Here is a 14577-nt window from a genome sequence, read left to right on the forward strand (position 1 = left end):
ATATGACGCTGATAATGATTCTTCTGGCCTTCTGCGGCGGCGCAACGCTGAGCATTCAGGCCGCGATTAACGGGCAGCTCGGCAGCAATGTCGGGGTATTTAAAAGCGCGTTTCTGACGTTTTCCGTCGGCGCGCTGGTAACCGCCCTGCTCATTTTCTTCTTTGAACCGAAGCAGGCGGTCACGCTGCTGGACGTGCCGAAATGGCAGCTCATCGGGGCGATGTTCGGCGTGCCCTACATTGTGATCATGGTCGTGGCGGTGCAGCGCATCGGCACCGCCGTCGCCACGGTGGCGGTGATATTCGGCCAGCTCGCCATGAGTATGTTGATTGATAACTTTGGCTGGCTGGGCAATCCCGCCATTCCGTTTTCGACGAGCCGTCTGGGGGCAATTGTCTGCCTGGGGATTGCGCTTGTTTTCATTTACTCGGGCAGTAAAGCCCGCTCAGCGAGCACGGACATCCCCTCGCCCCTTCGGGGAGAGGGTTAGGGTGAGGGGAACATACCGCAGTGATGGTCATTCCGGTCACTTTACGTTCCCTGCGACTTTGTAAAGAACAGCGTCACCGTGGCGACGGTGACGCCCAGCTTCTTCATCTCGGTTTTATTAAACAGATGCGTCTCATCCTGCAAATACATCCAGTCGTCGAAGTTCAGTAGCCAGGTGCTGCCGTTGGCCTTCACGTTCATGCTGTAATGCCAGTTAAAGGCGTTGCCTGCAGCCTGCCCCGTGGCAACGCCTTCAATGTCCCCTGCCGTTCCCTCGTAGCGGTCGTTCCCCACGCGCCGGATGTGCCAGACCCGCTGCTGCTTCTCGCCATCGTCGTAGACGAAGTGCTCGTTGAGCGTCAGCGTATCGCCGATAACGTCTCCGGCAATCTCAACGTGGAAACGGCGGATCTGCTTGCCGCTGCGATCCTGCACCATCCCCCACGCTTCGGTTTTGCCCTGGAAGTAGTGAAAGATATCAAGCCGCGGCTGCTGCTGGCGATACTCGGCCACCTCAGTGCTACAGCCCGCCAGCAGCATTGTGAATGCCAGCCCCATCATCAGGATACGTTTCATTTTTGGCCTCCGATTAACTGCTGACGCAGCTCAGGATATTGCGTTCGGGGATCGAGCCAGATGGCCAGAAAACGGGTGCTGAACGCTTCCGACTGGCGCGGTCCGAGTGGAATAAAGGATGTTTGCGCCGCTGACGCGCGATACCAGAACTGCCCCTGCTTATCGTTGAGAACAAACGCCAGCTGTGAGCCCGGGCGGACATCCGGCCACAGCGACTGGAGCATCCGCAGCCAGGCTTCGCTTTGAGGCTCCTGCGCCAGTATCCCCTGCGCCTGCCACTGGTCGCGGGTCGCCTCAACCAGTTCATCGCGATCGATGTCGCGCGCATAGGTAATAATCAGCGCCTGATCCTGGTCCCGGCTGTAACGGCCGTCCGGGGTGCGCAGCTGGGAGGTGTAGACGGTGAAAGGCCCCCAGGTGAGCGTGGCGTCACCCACCTTCCGCCAGGCAAGCCAGTCGGCGGCCTGCGCAACCGGAACAACCAGCGTCAGCCAAAGCAGCAAAACCACAGATCTCATTTTTGTCTCCCCATCAGCAGGTGGAAAAACAGCATCAACACCAGCCAGCCCGGCGCCATCCAGCTGACGACGATAAAGGTCGGCTCCAGAAACGTGATGCCCCCCAGCCGCTCTCCGAACAGGTAGGCCACCGGCCCGCCCACGGCGGCCAGCAGGGTCAGCAGCCAGCCAGGTAGCGTGGTGGTGCGCGTCAGCTGCGTCCAGACAGTGGCGAACATCAGCCACAGTGCCACCATCCATAACGGCATCAGGGACTCGCCCGTAAAGGCAATCAGCCCGGTCAGGGCCCAGAGTGCGTCCAGCAGACTGCCCGCCGCGGCCAGCCCAATGGCGTAAAAACGGTAAGCAGGCGGCAAGAGCAGGCACGCCAGGATCGCCAGCGCAAGCCAGATAATCAGGCCCTGTTCGCGAAAGAGCACCACCAGCGCCCAGTAGAGATCGAACGCGACGGCGAGCAGGAAGACCTGAAGGTAACGTCTCATACGCGCTCGGCGGTCAGCTGCACCACGCTGATGGTGCGAGCGTTAAACCCGGCTTCGCAGTAGCCAAAGTAGTACAGCCACATGCGGCGGAACCGTTCATCGAAGCCGAGCTTTTCAATCTCCTGCCAGGCATGGACAAACCGCTGCCGCCAGTGGGCCAGCGTGCGGGCGTAGTCGGGGCCCATGTCGAAAAGATTGCGCACCACGAAATCGGTGTGGCGCGTCATCAGCTCGTTCATCGCGGTGATGCTCGGCAAGAAGCCGCCCGGGAAAATGTAGCGCTGGATAAAATCGACGCTTTTGCTGTAGTCGCGATAGCGCTGGTCCTGAATGGTAATGGCCTGAATCGCCATCCGTCCTCCGGGGCGCAAACGCGCCTGGCAGGTGCGGAAAAACGTGGGCAGATAGCGTTGCCCGACGGCCTCAATCATCTCTATCGAGACCAGCTTGTCGTACTGCCCGGTGAGGTCGCGATAGTCGCAGAGCAGTACCTCAACGCGATCCTGCAACCCGGCGCGGGCGATCCGCTCTGTCGCCCAGCTATATTGCTCCTGCGACAGCGTGGTGGTCGTCACCCGACAGCCGTAATGACGGGCCGCGTATTCCGCCATCGCGCCCCAGCCGGTGCCAATTTCCAGCAGGTGGTCACCCGGGCTTAGCGCCAGCTGGTCACACAGGCGCGCCATTTTGGCCTGCTGGGCCGCCGTCAGATCCTGCTCGTCAGCGGTAAATAGCGCGCTGGAATAGAGCAGCTCTTGATCCAGAAAATGGGCGTAAAAGGTATTGCCCAGATCGTAATGGGCGGCAATATTTTCGCGCGCCTGCATGCGGGAGTTACGCCGCGTCCAGTGGCGTATCCGCTCCAGCGGCCTGCCGAGCAGACGGAACCCGTTTTCCAGACGGCCAAGCACCTGGCCGTTTATCGCGAGCAGCTCCAGAAGCGGCGTAAGGTGCGCAGTTTCCCATTCGCCGTCCATCCAGGCTTCTGCCGCAGCAAGGCTCCCGCCTGTTAACACGCGCCAGTAGACGCCGGGCGTGAGGATCTGCACGTCGGCGTGCAGCGCGAAGGATGTCTCGCCAAAATGAAAGGTCTGCGCCCCTTCACGCAGCGTGAGCGAGCCGCCGCGGATACCGCTTAACAGACGAAACAGCAGCCATCGCGCGATGCGGACGTTGCGCGGAATATCGGGTTCTAACGCAAAGACGGGATCGGTCATGAGCGTTCACTCCTGCTGACGGGATGGTTATACAGCGGCACGCGCTTGAGCCACAGGCGCAGCGCCTGCCAGTAAATGGCAAAAACGGTTTTCAGGGTCATGAGCGGAATGCGCAGCAACAGCGAGCGCAGCGCGGAGCGCGTCAAAGGCTCCCGGCGCAGCGCCAGCGTGGCGTCAAAAACCTTCGCTTCCTGATGATTTTCAATGTGCATATGCAGCGTGTTATCCGGGTCGTTAAAGCGCCAGTGGTAGATCATGTCCATCGGGTTGAAGGGGGAAACGTGAAACGCTTTTTCCGTCGGCTGCGCATCCTGTCCGTTGACGGCATAGTAATGACGTTCATTCCACGGCGTGTTGCGGACCTCCGCCAGAACCCAGCGCAGCGTTCCCTTCCCGTCGTAGCAGTAGTAAAAGTTGACCGGATTGAAATGAAAGCCGAAATAGCGCAGCTGCGTCAGGAGCATCACCCGCCCGTCCGGACGTTCCCCGGTCAGGCTCTCCAGCCTGCTGAGCACGTTCTCTTTAAGCGGCGTGCCGAGCGGATAGTCCGCGTCGTGGAACGAGGCGCCGGCAAAGCGATTGCGCCGCACGCCGACTGACGGCAGCAGCGGCAGTTCATCGAGATCCAGCCAGGCCATAAAAACGCTGTAGCTGAATTCGTGGGTTTTCGGCTGAAGGCGGCGGTGGCGTAACACGCCGTGGTAGAGGCAGCTGTTCATCTCAGTTCCCCTCTCCGACCGCTATCGCGTTGACCACGTCCAGCGCGCTGCGCACGCCATCTTCATGAAAGCCGTTGTACCACCAGGCACCGCAGTACCAGCTCCGGTTATGACCGTTGATCTCGCCGCGCCGCGCCTGCGCCCGCCAGCTTTGCGGGTTAAACAGCGGATGTTCATAGACAAAGCGTTGCAGAACGAAGCGTTCATCCACCGGCGCGTCCGGGTTGAGGGTGACGCAGAACAGCGGACTGCCCGCAGGGAGCCCCTGCAGGATGTTCATGTTGTAGGTGACGCAGGCGCTGGCCTGCTCGTGAGCGCTCAGGCGGTAGTTCCAGCTGGCCCACGCGCGCCGCCGCTCCGGCAGCCAGCGCGGATCGCTGTGTAAAACGACCTCGTTGCGCTGCCAGCCGATATCGCCCAGCACCTCGCGCTCTGCGGGCGTCGGGTCATCAAGCATCGCCAGAGCGCTGGCGGAGTGGCAGGCAAAAATCACCCGATCGAAAGTATGACTGCCGTTTTCTAGCTGAAGCGTAACCCCGTGCTCGTGGCGGCTCACCCGCTGCACCGGAGAATTGAGATGCAGATTCAGACGGTCGCCCAGCTTGTCGAGCATGGCGCGGATATACTCCCGCGAGCCGCCCGGCACCACGTACCACTGCGGGCGCTGGGTGATATCCAGCAGCCCGTGGTTCTGGAAGAAACGTAAGAAAAGCGGCAGCGGGAAACGCTTCATCTCCTGTAGCGACGAGGACCAGATGGCGGCCCCCATCGGCAGAATGTAGTGGCGCGCAAAAAACGGCGTGAAGCCGTGCTGTTCCAGAAACGTTTGCAGCGTGGCGTTCGGGTCCACCTCCCCGTCCAGCGCCTGTTTCGCCAGACGATTGAAGCGGACGATCTCCCCGAGCAGCCGCCAGAATGCCGGATTCACCAGGTTTCGGCGCTGGGCAAACAGCGACGTCAGGGTGTGTCCGTTGTACTCCAGCCCCGTCGCCGGGTTGTGCACCGAAAAGCTCATCTGCGTTTTTTGTCCGCTGATGCCCAGCTCGCTGAGGAGGCCCATAAAGCGCGGATAGGTGCGATCGTTGTAAACGATAAACCCGGTATCGATCGCGTAGGTACCCTGTGGCGTCGGGACGTCAACCGTTGCGGTATGGCCGCCGGGCGCGGCGCCCGCTTCAAACAGGGTCACCTGATGGTGCCCGGCCAGGCGCCAGGCGCAGGTCAGCCCGGCGATGCCGCTGCCGATAATCGCAATGTTCATGAACGCACCATCCTGCGCAGCAGCGCGCGCTGAAGAAACGCAGGCAGCCCGGAGAGCAACCGCAAAATAAAGCCAAACCCGTCAGGAAACGCGATATGCATTTTCCCTGCCGCCAGCCCGGTACGGATCGCCTTGACCGCCTCGTCGACGCTCACCCTGCCCGGCATGGCAAAGTCGTTTTTGCGCGTCAGCGGCGTATCAACAAAGCCCGGCGAGACCACCGTGACGGCAATTCCTTTTGGCTCCCAGTCCAGGCGCAAACTCTCGGCAAACCAGCTCAGGGCCGCTTTGGACGCGCCGTAGGCCTCTGCCCGTGGGAAAGGTAGCCAGTGGGCCATGGAACTCACCAGCATTACGCGGTTGCCAGCCGTCAGCTGGGGCTGCAGCGCGTCAAGACAGTTCACCGGGCCGAGGAAATTTGTCGCCATAACCCGCTCCACCAGCGCCGCATCCACCACGCCTCCATCGAGATATTCGCAGGTACCGGCGCAGAGAATAATCAGATCGGCGTAGCTGCCGGTCAGCGCCTGGCGACAGGCATCCCTGTCTGTCATATCGAACAGGCGAACGGTGAGATTGGGGCAGGTCTGATGCAGCGCTTCGAGGCGCGCCGGATCGCGTCCGCAGGCAATCACGTGGTAGCCGTCTGCGGCAAAGGATTTCGCCAGCCCTGCCCCAATGCCCGAGCTTGCGCCGGTGATCAGCACCGTTTTCATGATTTGACCCTCCGCTTCACGCCGCGTACCGCCCAGCCCAGCAGAGGAAGATGTTCGTAAATCATCTCTCCCGCATCGTAGTAGTCGCGCTGGTGCGTGATGAGATCGTTTTCCGTGTCCACCACCGAACATCCCGGCAGTTCGAGCGGCTCTCCCCCGGCAATGCGCGGATGCGACCAGTGCATTACCCAGGTCACAGCAAACCGGTTCCCGCTGCACAGCGGCGTATCGATGGTAAAACGGCAATGCTCGACGTTGGCCAGCAGATGGGTGAAATAGCGCTGAAGCGCGAAAATCCCGTCATGCTCGCCAAACGGATCGATAAGCGTGGCATTCGAATGGTAAAGCCCCACCAGCGCGGACGGCGGCTGGCTATCCAGTGCGGCGTAGTACTCAACAAACCGACTCACGACAGAGGGCAAAGTGCTCATGGGTCACATCCTGGCTGTAAACAACGTGGCGTAATCGCATACTTAAAACTTACACAATTAATGTTATTTGTCCAAGTTTGTGATGATCTATTTTTTATTTTAAATATATATCAATAAGTTAATAACAGTAAAAAAGTGAGTTTTGTAGACCAGGTAAGGAGTGGCCGCCACCCGACTTTAACTTTCAGGATTTCCTTAAGGCAAACTCGCCGGTCTTCTTCCAGGCTTATCCTTTTTATTCATAAGGATGCCTGACATGAAACGTTTCTTTCTCTCTCTTTTCTCCAGCCCGGAATCCTTACTGCAGGTGATGAGCCAGCAGGAAATCATTGAAGCCGTCGAAGATGGCGATCGCATCATTATCGACCAGGACGGGAACGCCTCGGTGAACTACAAAAGCAACGAGGTGCGGCAGGATTTTCTGCGTCACGTCAATATGCTGAAGAGGGCCTGATATGGGAACGGCGATATTTATGGTGCTGATGGTATGCGGGTACTGGTACACCAGCCGCGACCTGTCGACCCGCTTTAAAATCAAGCGCTCCTTTGGCTGGGACGTCTATTTTCTTGTGGCGCTGTACGGCTGTATTTTCGTTCTGCAGGGCGTGATTGCCACCGGTCTGCTCTGGCTGCTCCTGCTCGCCCTTTCTGCGGCCAACAACGCTTTTCACTTTGCCTCGCCGAAATATACCGACTGGCAAATCGACTTTATGAACTGGAGCTTTTTAGGCATTCAGGCGCCGGTGGTTGTGATGCTGGCGTTTGCCATCCTGTTTTGTCTCTACCGCTCTAACTGGGCAGGCAGCGCCAGGCTGGACGGCGAAAGCCGGAAAAAGCTCTACAAACGTCTGGCGCAGTCGAGCGGTATTGAACAGCTGCTGTATCAGTGTATGGAGCAAGGGGAACTGGCGCAGGTCACGCTGCGGTCGAGGCGGATTTACGTCGGCATGATCCACACCGCGACGCTGGAATATGAAAAAACGGCCAATATCGTGCTGATTCCGATGTTAAGCGGGTACAGAGATGCGAAGACGATGAACTTTCGCATCGAGAATAACTACAGCAAATGGTATGCGGAGCATGACATCACGCTCGACTCCGAGCCCCGCAGCGCCATGTCATTCCGGAAGGTGATTTTACTCAATCAGATTGAGAGCCTCTCGCTGTTCGATCCCGCCAGCGCCAGCGCACTGTCGCTGGCACAGCGCGACGAGAGCTCTCGCTCTAAAGAGACATCCCCATAATCCTGATTATGCTCTGCTGTGATGCGGTTTCGAAAAGGACGTTCTTAACGCAGAGCATGCCCTGCTTCTGGTAGAACCGGTACGCTCCCGCGTTCTGCTCAAGCACTTCCAGCCAGAGATAGTCTTTTCCCCTGCTCCGGGCCATGTCGGTGATGCTGTTGAACATCACCTGGCCATAGTTCTTGCCGGTCTCGGCGGGATCGAGGTAGAGCTTGTTGAGGAGAACGCCCTTCATGTCCGTTTCCGGGAGAAGGGCTTCCCAGGTCACTTTCATAAATCCCACTGGCCGATCGGTCTCGGCAACATACCAGGAAACAGCGTTATCTTTCAGGCTCTGTTCAAGTACGGAAAGCGCGTACTCGCCGTCCAGAAAATCCTTCATCTCTGCGTCTGACACCCACAGATGCTGAAAATGGGCGGGATAGATTCGGTATCCCAGCTCGCTTAAGAGCGCGGCATCGGCACGGGTGGCCTGTCGAATTTGAAGCGTCATGGAAAGTCTCCCTGGTAATCACCCGCGTTGGGCATTTTGGTAGAGATCCCAGCGGTTGCCGTAAATATCTTCAAACACCACTACCGTACCGTACTCTTCCTCACGAGGCTCTTCGCAGAAATGGACGCCCTTGTCTTTCATGGCACGGTAATCGCGCCAAAAATCGTCCGTCTGAAGGAAGAGGAAAACTCTGCCGCCGCATTGATTGCCGATAAAGCTTTCCTGCCTCTCGTTAGAAGCGCGAGCCAGCAAAATGTTGCAGTCACTTTCCGGGTTGGGTGAGACGACCACCCAGCGTTTACCTGGTTGAGGCGTATCCTCTACGAGGGTAAACCCCAGCTTGTCGGTGTAGTATTCAATGGCGCGATCGTAGTCATCAACCACAATAGCCACGCAGCCGAGGCATCGCTTCTGTGTTCTCATTTTTCGTTTCCTTTGCATAAATGGGTTACGGGCACGCTATCCCATTGCAGCGTGCTGGCCGCCGGGTTTACTGGCTTGCGTAAGCCTCGCGCTTTTCTGCCCATTTCAGCATGGCATCAAGCGCCGGACATAATGCCTGCCCCCAATCGGTGAGGCGATACTCCACTTTCGGTGGCACTTGCGGGTAGACCATCCGCGAAACGATACCATCGGATTCAAGTTGCCTGAGCTGCTGCGCCAGCATCTTCTGGGAAATACCGGGGATCAGTTTTTCGAAATCAGAGTAGCGCTGCACTTTTCCGTCGAAAAGATGAAAAAGAATAATTAATTTCCAGCGGCCTTCCAGCAGCCGTAACACTTGCTCCACGCCGCTCGCGGCAGATTCCGGACTATATAACTTACTCATAATTCAGTAGCTCACTTTTTCGTGCGTACTTGTCAATTTCTCAGTCTATGTTGAATATACCTGTACTGTAAATAACGGGAGTGCAAGGTCATGTCATTAGATATTGATTTTAAAGGCAAACGCGTGCTTGTTACCGCTGGCACGAAAGGGCTCGGAAAAGCGGTCGTCGGACTTTTAAAACAGCTCGGTGCAACGGTATTCACCACTGCGCGCCACGAGCCGGACGTAGATGTCGCAGATACTTTCGTCGCCGCTGACCTTACGACGGTCGCTGGATGTGCCGCTGTCGCATCTGCGGTTCAGGAGCAGATGGGAGGCGTCGACGTGATTATCCATGTTGCGGGCGGTTCAACCTCACCCGGTGGCGGTTTTGCTGCGCTTGGCGAAGAAGAGTGGCAGCAGGAGCTCAATCTTAATTTGCTGCCTGCAGTACGCTTAGATCGCGCCCTGCTTCCCGGAATGCTCGCGCAGGGAAATGGGGTGATTATTCACGTGACGTCTATTCAGCGCGAGCTGCCGTTACCGGAATCAACAACGGGTTATGCGGCGGCTAAAGCAGCCCTCTCAACCTACAGTAAAAGCCTTTCAAAGGAAGTCTCACCGAAGGGCGTTCGGGTGGTGCGCGTTGCACCCGGCTGGATCGAAACTGAAGCGGCGGTTGCACTGGCGGAGAGGCTGGCAAAGCAGGCAGGTACAGACTACGAAGGCGGCAAGCAGATCATTATGAAGGCGCTAGGTGGAATACCGCTCGGACGCCCTGCCAGACCGATAGAGGTGGCCAACCTCATCGTCTTCCTCGCTTCATCGCATGCTGCGAGTATCACCGGTACTGAATTTGTGATTGATGGCGGCACCATTCCCACAGTGTAACGCGGGTGCTTAATCGGCTCGGTGCGAGAGTTGATTAAGCACCGGGGAATATCACCGATCGGACAGTTTCTCCAGGCCCTTTTTTAACGCATGTCTTACCGTTTCTGAATCCATACCCATCTGTGCATGAATAATTGCGCCGTCAATGAGCAGCATGATTTCATTGACGACGCGCTCATCAGCACTCTTCGTCAGCAAGGCAATAATTTTCTTTGTTTCTGATTTATGACTGCGGCATATCTCTTTTATTTCGTTTTCAATATCTTCCGATTTCGCCTCTGCGCTGGCGTTAATAAACGCGCAGCCGTGGAACTCGGGCGAAATAAACCATTCGTAAAGCGTTGCGGATATCGCATCGGCAGGTATTTCGCCTTGATCGAGATGTCGACGCAGCGTGGTCTCAAACCAGTTAATCCATATTTCATGCCGGTAGTTCAAATAGGCAAGAATAAGCAAGCTCTTACTCTGGAAATGGCGATAGAACGTCACCTTTGTCACTTTAGACGCTTTAATAAGTGTATCCACCCCCGTCGCCCTGAAGCCCGTGGAATAAAACAGATCGTGCGCCGTGAGTAATATCTTATCTCTGACGCTGATTTTTGTATCGTTGCCTGCGGGTTCTGTTTTCACTTTTGGGTAGCCTCTAAAATAATGTTGACAGCGTTATTTTACAGGCATAGATTACCGCAAGTAGACAGACCTGTCTACATAATATAACACTGAGGTAATCGCCATGAACACACGTCCTCCTTTACCGCCCTTCACTCGTGAAAGCGCCATCGAAAAAGTCAGACTGGCAGAAGATGGCTGGAACAGCCGCGACCCGGCGAAAGTCGCGCTTGCCTATACGCTGGATACCCAATGGCGTAACCGCGCAGAGTTCGCCACCAACCGTGAAGAAGCCCAGGCGTTTCTGGAGCGGAAATGGAAAAAAGAGCTGGACTATCGTCTGATTAAAGAGCTCTGGGCATTTACGGAGAACCGGATCGCGGTGCGCTATGCCTATGAATGGCATGATGATTCCGGCAACTGGTTCCGCTCTTACGGCAATGAAAACTGGGAGTTTGAGCCGGACGGACTGATGAAGCGCCGCTTTGCCTGCGTAAACGATATGCCAATCAAAGCCTCTGAGCGTCTGTTCCACTGGCCGCTGGGCAGACGTCCGGACGATCACCCTTCGCTGAGCGATCTTGGCTTATAGGATTTTTGCATCACTCCGGGCCGCCCCGGAGTGATGAACTTACAGCGCGCCCAGCTGTTTCATCAGCGTCAGGTTGTCCTCAATATGCCAGTTAGCCACAATTTTACCGTCACCAATCTCATAAATATCCGTGGCGATAAAATCTATTTTCTGCCCCTGTCCTTTCAGCTTGCCAAATGTTCCGGTGAACGTGCCGTGAAAATGTAAATGCGAAACCACGCGATCGCCTGAAATAATCATTTGCTCAACGTCACAGCGCAAATCAGGCACGGCCGCGCGAAACGCGCGGGACGCTAAAATAGCGCCTTCCGGCCCCTGCTTACGCCCTTCCGGAGGCGTTTTATCAATAAAACCTGCCGCCAGGGCATCACGCGCCAGGTTTTCATTACCCGTGTTCCAGAACGAGGCATATTCTCTGGCAACGGCTTCACTCGCCTTTAATTGCGCCTGCGGCAGGCTGTTGTCCACTATAAGCTGTTTCGGCTGAAGCCATTCCCCCTGCGCGGAAATCGCATTGCCCGACAGACCTGCAAAAATAATCACCGCTACAGCCGAATGAAAATACGTCGTATATTTCATGATATCTCTCAATAGAGTATTACATTACCCGCAGTCGATTTCCTGCGGTTCAAATCAGACAGGGTTAGTTAATTAACGCCCCGCCCTCAATATCAATGACCGACCCCGTGACAAAAGGATTATCAATGGCGAAAAGATACCCTTGCGCGATGTCCTCCGCCCTTCCCCAGGCTTTGGCTGGCAGGGTTTCCGCCGCGCCAGCGAGCATTTTTTCCCGCGCGGCGGCGTCCATGCCCGCATACGCTTCCGTGTCGGTCAGCCCCGGACTCACGACGTTGACGCGCAGCGGTGAAAGCTCTTTCGCCAGCACTTTTGTCGCGGCCTCAATGGCGGCATTCATCGTCGTTTTAACAATGGCCCCCGCTACGGTGCGACGCGCCACGAACCCGCTGGTGAACGTCAGCGTACCGCCGGGGGCGATGTTCCCGCTGAGATAGCGGGCGACATTGATGCTTCCCCAGAATTTTGTATCAAAAGCCAGCCTTGCCGCGCGGAGATCCAGCCCGGAAAGAAGCCCTCCCGGTGCCTGTGAACCCGCCGTAACGACAATATTATTGACCTCACCCAGCGTTTCACCGAGTGCGACAAGCTCTGCCTCACGGCTGATGTCCAGCACGAGGGTATGAACAGACGCGGCGTGGGCGCTCAGCCGTTGCCGCGCAGCGTCCAGCTTCGCGCCGTCGCGGCCCGCGAGAATAATCTCCTCGCCGCGCCCGGCAAGCAGGCTGCCCACGGCGAAACCGATGCCGGAAGCGCCGCCGATAATTAAGGTTTTACGGGTCATAACGTCTTCTCCTGCAGGGTGTAAATGGGGTAATCGGTATATCCCGTCGCGGTGCCGCCAAACAGCGTGGCGGGATCGCGCACCTGGGCCAGAGGCAGCTGGTGCGCCAGACGGTGGGGTAAATCCGGGTTGGCAATAAACGGCCGTCCGAAGGCAATCAAATCGGCATAGCCGGCAGCAAGGATCTTTTCCGCTTTTTGAAGGTCATAGTTCCCCGCGACGATAAGGGTTCCGCTAAACGTCTCGCGAAGCGATTGTCGGAACGGCTCAGGCACCTGCGGCGCATCGTCCCAGTCGGCCTCCGCCAGGTGGATGAACGCAATCCCTTCTTGTTCACACCAGGCCGCGAGAGCGAGTATGGCTTCCGTCACCTGCGGATCGTTCATCCCGCGCTGGGTAATAAACGGGGAAAGGCGAATGCCCGTACGCTCGCGGCCAATGGCCTCGGCAATGGCGCTTAACACCTCCTGAGCAAAGCGGATCCGGTTCGCCAGCGTGCCGCCGTACTCGTCCGTGCGTTTGTTGGAGGTTTGACGAAGAAACTGGTCGATCAGATAGCCGTTTCCGCCGTGAACCTCCACGCCGTCAAACCCGGCCTGAACGGCATTCAGTGCCGCCTGACGATAGTCCGCGATGATGCTGAGGATGTCCTTGCGCGAGAGGGTTCTCGGCTGCGGGCAGTCAACCATTTGGCCTTCCCCCTTTTCATTCACCACCCACACCTGCGCGTCCGGGGCCAGCGCTGACGGGGCGACGGGCTGACCATCCTGATGAAAGCTGGCGTGCGACATCCGCCCGACGTGCCAGAGCTGCGAAAAAATCACCCCTCCCGCCTGATGCACGGCGCCCGTGGTGAGCTGCCATCCTGAAACCTGCTCAGGCGAATGGATGCCGGGCGTCCAGGAGTATCCCTGGCCCTGAGGCGAAATCTGGGTGGCTTCCGTGATGATTAATCCGGCGCTGGCCCGCTGCCGGTAATACTCCGCCATCAGCGCCGAGGGAATATTTCCCGGCTGAAGGGAGCGCGCGCGGGTCATCGGCGCCATGACGATACGGTTCTTCAGGTCTTGCTGACCCAGCCTGTAACGTTCAAAAAGTGAGGTACGTTGCATGTTTTCATCCCTTATGGTTTGGATGAAATCACTTTACAGTCGGCATCTGATTTTGATAATTACGCTAAAATCAGATGCACTTTTCGGAATATATGAATAATGGGTAAACTCGAAGACATGGCGTTACTGGTGGAAGTTGCCGAGGCCGGCGGTCTTTCTGCCGCCGGGCGACGCCTGTCGCTTTCTCCCGCCACCATGACGGCCAGGCTGAAGGCGATTGAGGAGCGTTACCAGACGCGCCTGTTTCACCGCTCAACGCGATCCATCACGCTGACCCGCGCCGGGGAAGAGTTTTACCATGCCGCGCTGCGCGTGCTGGAAGAAGTGCATCACGCCGAGTCGTTAATGACGCAAAAGGAAGGCGTGCTCAGCGGCAACATTCGCCTTTCTGCGCCCTCGGACTTTGGCAGGCAGTATCTTAGCCCCGCCGTCGTGGAATTCTCCCGACGCCATCCCGACGTTAAATTTTTCATCTCGCTAAGAGAACACGTTGAGGATCTGGTCGCTAACCGGCTGGATATGAGCGTGCGTTTCGGCAACCTGCCGGACAGCAGCCTTGTCGTCAGAAATATCCGCCCGAACCATCGGGTGCTGGTCGCCTCCGGGGAGTATCTTAACGAACGCGGCATCCCCGCCACGTTTGCCGATTTAGCTCAGCACCGGTGCCTGGCGCTTGAGTCTCAGGGCGTGGTGATGAACGAATGGCGCTTTGAAAAAGATGGCGATGAAAGCGTCGTTCGCGTAGAGCCAGCCATGGTGTGCGACGACGGGGCTTTGCTTCGTCAGTGGGCACTCAGCGGGGCTGGCATTGCGGGGAAATCGTGGTGGGACGTCAAAGACGATGTTGAAACCGGAAGGCTCACGGTACTGTTTGCCGACAGCTTCACCGGCTTTAGCCGATACGATCGCAAAGATGTCGGCCTGCAGCTTGTTTACCCCCAGCGCAAACTGCAGCCGCTTCAGGTCACGGCGTTTAGCCAGTTTTTTCTCGACTGGCTAAAAAAACAGTAAAATTAAATCGCGTCAGGCATCTGCGGTTAATTTCTCGCCAAAAT

At 57.2% G+C, this 14577-nt stretch carries 21 protein-coding genes; 6 read left to right on the forward strand and 15 right to left on the reverse strand.

Going from position 1 to position 14577, the window contains the following annotated elements:
• Positions 1 to 2: 2 nt before the first annotated feature.
• Positions 3 to 491, forward strand: coding sequence for a DMT family transporter (locus M2422_RS04060; RefSeq protein WP_064672453.1), 489 nt, complete (start codon positions 3 to 5; stop codon positions 489 to 491).
• Between the two features lie 41 nt (positions 492 to 532).
• Here M2422_RS04060 and M2422_RS04065 read toward each other — a convergent pair whose 3' ends face one another.
• The 8 genes from M2422_RS04065 to M2422_RS04100 are packed head-to-tail and all read right to left on the reverse strand — an operon-like array spanning position 533 to position 6410.
• Complete coding sequence (locus M2422_RS04065) at positions 533 to 1066, reverse strand: DUF3833 domain-containing protein (RefSeq protein WP_064672452.1); 534 nt, start codon at positions 1064 to 1066, stop codon at positions 533 to 535.
• Entirely contained in the window at positions 1063 to 1584 is a 522-nt protein-coding gene (locus M2422_RS04070; RefSeq protein WP_058840651.1) for a hypothetical protein, read from the reverse strand. Before M2422_RS04070 ends, M2422_RS04065 begins: the two co-directional genes overlap by 4 nt.
• The gene (locus M2422_RS04075) at positions 1581 to 2066 is read right to left on the reverse strand and encodes a DUF2878 domain-containing protein (RefSeq protein ID WP_032657304.1); all 486 of its coding nucleotides are present in this window, start codon (positions 2064 to 2066) and stop codon (positions 1581 to 1583) included. Before M2422_RS04075 ends, M2422_RS04070 begins: the two co-directional genes overlap by 4 nt.
• The gene (locus M2422_RS04080) at positions 2063 to 3283 is read right to left on the reverse strand and encodes a cyclopropane-fatty-acyl-phospholipid synthase family protein (protein ID WP_064672451.1); all 1221 of its coding nucleotides are present in this window, start codon (positions 3281 to 3283) and stop codon (positions 2063 to 2065) included. The genes M2422_RS04075 and M2422_RS04080 overlap by 4 nt, the downstream gene beginning before the upstream one ends.
• Positions 3280 to 4002 (reverse strand): DUF1365 domain-containing protein, encoded by a 723-nt coding sequence (locus M2422_RS04085; protein WP_048981092.1) that lies wholly within the window; start codon positions 4000 to 4002, stop codon positions 3280 to 3282. Before M2422_RS04085 ends, M2422_RS04080 begins: the two co-directional genes overlap by 4 nt.
• A 1-nt stretch (position 4003) precedes the next feature.
• Positions 4004 to 5263 carry an NAD(P)/FAD-dependent oxidoreductase gene (locus tag M2422_RS04090; protein WP_064672450.1) on the reverse strand — a complete coding sequence of 420 codons (1260 nt, stop codon included), beginning with the start codon at positions 5261 to 5263 and terminating at the stop codon, positions 4004 to 4006.
• Positions 5260 to 5979, reverse strand: coding sequence for an SDR family NAD(P)-dependent oxidoreductase (locus tag M2422_RS04095; protein WP_064672449.1), 720 nt, complete (start codon positions 5977 to 5979; stop codon positions 5260 to 5262). The genes M2422_RS04090 and M2422_RS04095 overlap by 4 nt, the downstream gene beginning before the upstream one ends.
• Positions 5976 to 6410: a nuclear transport factor 2 family protein gene (locus M2422_RS04100; RefSeq protein ID WP_048977880.1), complete on the reverse strand. Its 435-nt coding sequence runs from the start codon at positions 6408 to 6410 to the stop codon at positions 5976 to 5978. Before M2422_RS04100 ends, M2422_RS04095 begins: the two co-directional genes overlap by 4 nt.
• A 256-nt stretch (positions 6411 to 6666) precedes the next feature.
• Here M2422_RS04100 and M2422_RS04105 point away from each other — a divergent pair, with 256 nt between their 5' ends.
• Positions 6667 to 6864 (forward strand): hypothetical protein, encoded by a 198-nt coding sequence (locus tag M2422_RS04105; RefSeq protein WP_023311615.1) that lies wholly within the window; start codon positions 6667 to 6669, stop codon positions 6862 to 6864.
• A 1-nt stretch (position 6865) separates the two neighbouring features.
• Positions 6866 to 7654 (forward strand): hypothetical protein, encoded by a 789-nt coding sequence (locus M2422_RS04110; RefSeq protein ID WP_032657321.1) that lies wholly within the window; start codon positions 6866 to 6868, stop codon positions 7652 to 7654.
• On the opposite strand, the gene M2422_RS04115 is transcribed toward M2422_RS04110, so the two are convergent.
• The 3 genes from M2422_RS04115 to M2422_RS04125 form a co-directional block, all read right to left on the reverse strand.
• A complete protein-coding gene (locus tag M2422_RS04115; RefSeq protein WP_064672448.1) occupies positions 7635 to 8147 on the reverse strand; it encodes a GNAT family N-acetyltransferase in 513 nt (170 codons plus the stop codon). The two genes, M2422_RS04110 and M2422_RS04115, sit on opposite strands and share 20 nt — an antisense overlap.
• Before the next feature lie 18 nt (positions 8148 to 8165).
• Positions 8166 to 8570, reverse strand: a complete 405-nt coding sequence (locus M2422_RS04120; protein WP_032639272.1) for a VOC family protein — start codon at positions 8568 to 8570, stop codon at positions 8166 to 8168.
• A 67-nt stretch (positions 8571 to 8637) separates the two neighbouring features.
• Positions 8638 to 8976 carry a helix-turn-helix domain-containing protein gene (locus M2422_RS04125; protein WP_023311611.1) on the reverse strand — a complete coding sequence of 113 codons (339 nt, stop codon included), beginning with the start codon at positions 8974 to 8976 and terminating at the stop codon, positions 8638 to 8640.
• Between the two features lie 90 nt (positions 8977 to 9066).
• Between M2422_RS04125 and M2422_RS04130 the strand changes: the two genes are divergently transcribed.
• On the forward strand, positions 9067 to 9846 hold the full coding sequence (locus M2422_RS04130; protein ID WP_033145455.1) for an SDR family oxidoreductase: 780 nt from the start codon (positions 9067 to 9069) through the stop codon (positions 9844 to 9846).
• 51 nt (positions 9847 to 9897) lie between these two features.
• Here M2422_RS04130 and M2422_RS04135 read toward each other — a convergent pair whose 3' ends face one another.
• The gene (locus M2422_RS04135) at positions 9898 to 10476 is read right to left on the reverse strand and encodes a TetR/AcrR family transcriptional regulator (protein ID WP_064672447.1); all 579 of its coding nucleotides are present in this window, start codon (positions 10474 to 10476) and stop codon (positions 9898 to 9900) included.
• Positions 10477 to 10579: 103 nt separating this feature from the next.
• On the opposite strand from M2422_RS04135, the gene M2422_RS04140 reads away from it, so the two are divergent.
• Positions 10580 to 11047 carry a DUF1348 family protein gene (locus M2422_RS04140; protein ID WP_023311608.1) on the forward strand — a complete coding sequence of 156 codons (468 nt, stop codon included), beginning with the start codon at positions 10580 to 10582 and terminating at the stop codon, positions 11045 to 11047.
• A 39-nt stretch (positions 11048 to 11086) separates the two neighbouring features.
• Here the strand turns inward: M2422_RS04140 and M2422_RS04145 are convergent, their stop codons facing one another.
• From M2422_RS04145 to M2422_RS04155, 3 genes are all read right to left on the reverse strand, one after another.
• Complete coding sequence (locus M2422_RS04145) at positions 11087 to 11626, reverse strand: ester cyclase (protein WP_033145453.1); 540 nt, start codon at positions 11624 to 11626, stop codon at positions 11087 to 11089.
• A 64-nt stretch (positions 11627 to 11690) separates the two neighbouring features.
• Complete coding sequence (locus tag M2422_RS04150; RefSeq protein ID WP_064672446.1) at positions 11691 to 12410, reverse strand: SDR family oxidoreductase; 720 nt, start codon at positions 12408 to 12410, stop codon at positions 11691 to 11693.
• Entirely contained in the window at positions 12407 to 13522 is a 1116-nt protein-coding gene (locus tag M2422_RS04155) for an alkene reductase (protein ID WP_045888561.1), read from the reverse strand. The genes M2422_RS04150 and M2422_RS04155 overlap by 4 nt, the downstream gene beginning before the upstream one ends.
• Before the next feature lie 99 nt (positions 13523 to 13621).
• Here M2422_RS04155 and M2422_RS04160 point away from each other — a divergent pair, with 99 nt between their 5' ends.
• Positions 13622 to 14533 carry a LysR family transcriptional regulator gene (locus M2422_RS04160; RefSeq protein ID WP_064672445.1) on the forward strand — a complete coding sequence of 304 codons (912 nt, stop codon included), beginning with the start codon at positions 13622 to 13624 and terminating at the stop codon, positions 14531 to 14533.
• The last annotated feature ends 44 nt before the right edge of the window (positions 14534 to 14577 follow it).

Origin of the sequence: Enterobacter sp. SLBN-59 (assembly GCF_024807915.1) — a bacterium.
Taxonomy (GTDB): Bacteria; Pseudomonadota; Gammaproteobacteria; order Enterobacterales; family Enterobacteriaceae; genus Enterobacter; species Enterobacter asburiae_B.

Excerpts from the sequence above, each read along its gene's own strand:
- M2422_RS04060 (WP_064672453.1), top strand. The coding sequence starts at position 3 with ATGACGCTGATAATGATTCTTCTGGCCTTCTGCGGCGGCGCAACGCTG.
- M2422_RS04065 (WP_064672452.1), bottom strand. The coding sequence starts at position 1,066 with ATGAAACGTATCCTGATGATGGGGCTGGCATTCACAATGCTGCTGGCG.
- M2422_RS04070 (WP_058840651.1), bottom strand. The coding sequence starts at position 1,584 with ATGAGATCTGTGGTTTTGCTGCTTTGGCTGACGCTGGTTGTTCCGGTT.
- M2422_RS04075 (WP_032657304.1), bottom strand. The coding sequence starts at position 2,066 with ATGAGACGTTACCTTCAGGTCTTCCTGCTCGCCGTCGCGTTCGATCTC.
- M2422_RS04080 (WP_064672451.1), bottom strand. The coding sequence starts at position 3,283 with ATGACCGATCCCGTCTTTGCGTTAGAACCCGATATTCCGCGCAACGTC.
- M2422_RS04085 (WP_048981092.1), bottom strand. The coding sequence starts at position 4,002 with ATGAACAGCTGCCTCTACCACGGCGTGTTACGCCACCGCCGCCTTCAG.
- M2422_RS04090 (WP_064672450.1), bottom strand. The coding sequence starts at position 5,263 with ATGAACATTGCGATTATCGGCAGCGGCATCGCCGGGCTGACCTGCGCC.
- M2422_RS04095 (WP_064672449.1), bottom strand. The coding sequence starts at position 5,979 with ATGAAAACGGTGCTGATCACCGGCGCAAGCTCGGGCATTGGGGCAGGG.
- M2422_RS04100 (WP_048977880.1), bottom strand. The coding sequence starts at position 6,410 with ATGAGCACTTTGCCCTCTGTCGTGAGTCGGTTTGTTGAGTACTACGCC.
- M2422_RS04105 (WP_023311615.1), top strand. The coding sequence starts at position 6,667 with ATGAAACGTTTCTTTCTCTCTCTTTTCTCCAGCCCGGAATCCTTACTG.
- M2422_RS04110 (WP_032657321.1), top strand. The coding sequence starts at position 6,866 with ATGGGAACGGCGATATTTATGGTGCTGATGGTATGCGGGTACTGGTAC.
- M2422_RS04115 (WP_064672448.1), bottom strand. The coding sequence starts at position 8,147 with ATGACGCTTCAAATTCGACAGGCCACCCGTGCCGATGCCGCGCTCTTA.
- M2422_RS04120 (WP_032639272.1), bottom strand. The coding sequence starts at position 8,570 with ATGAGAACACAGAAGCGATGCCTCGGCTGCGTGGCTATTGTGGTTGAT.
- M2422_RS04125 (WP_023311611.1), bottom strand. The coding sequence starts at position 8,976 with ATGAGTAAGTTATATAGTCCGGAATCTGCCGCGAGCGGCGTGGAGCAA.
- M2422_RS04130 (WP_033145455.1), top strand. The coding sequence starts at position 9,067 with ATGTCATTAGATATTGATTTTAAAGGCAAACGCGTGCTTGTTACCGCT.
- M2422_RS04140 (WP_023311608.1), top strand. The coding sequence starts at position 10,580 with ATGAACACACGTCCTCCTTTACCGCCCTTCACTCGTGAAAGCGCCATC.
- M2422_RS04145 (WP_033145453.1), bottom strand. The coding sequence starts at position 11,626 with ATGAAATATACGACGTATTTTCATTCGGCTGTAGCGGTGATTATTTTT.
- M2422_RS04150 (WP_064672446.1), bottom strand. The coding sequence starts at position 12,410 with ATGACCCGTAAAACCTTAATTATCGGCGGCGCTTCCGGCATCGGTTTC.
- M2422_RS04155 (WP_045888561.1), bottom strand. The coding sequence starts at position 13,522 with ATGCAACGTACCTCACTTTTTGAACGTTACAGGCTGGGTCAGCAAGAC.
- M2422_RS04160 (WP_064672445.1), top strand. The coding sequence starts at position 13,622 with ATGGGTAAACTCGAAGACATGGCGTTACTGGTGGAAGTTGCCGAGGCC.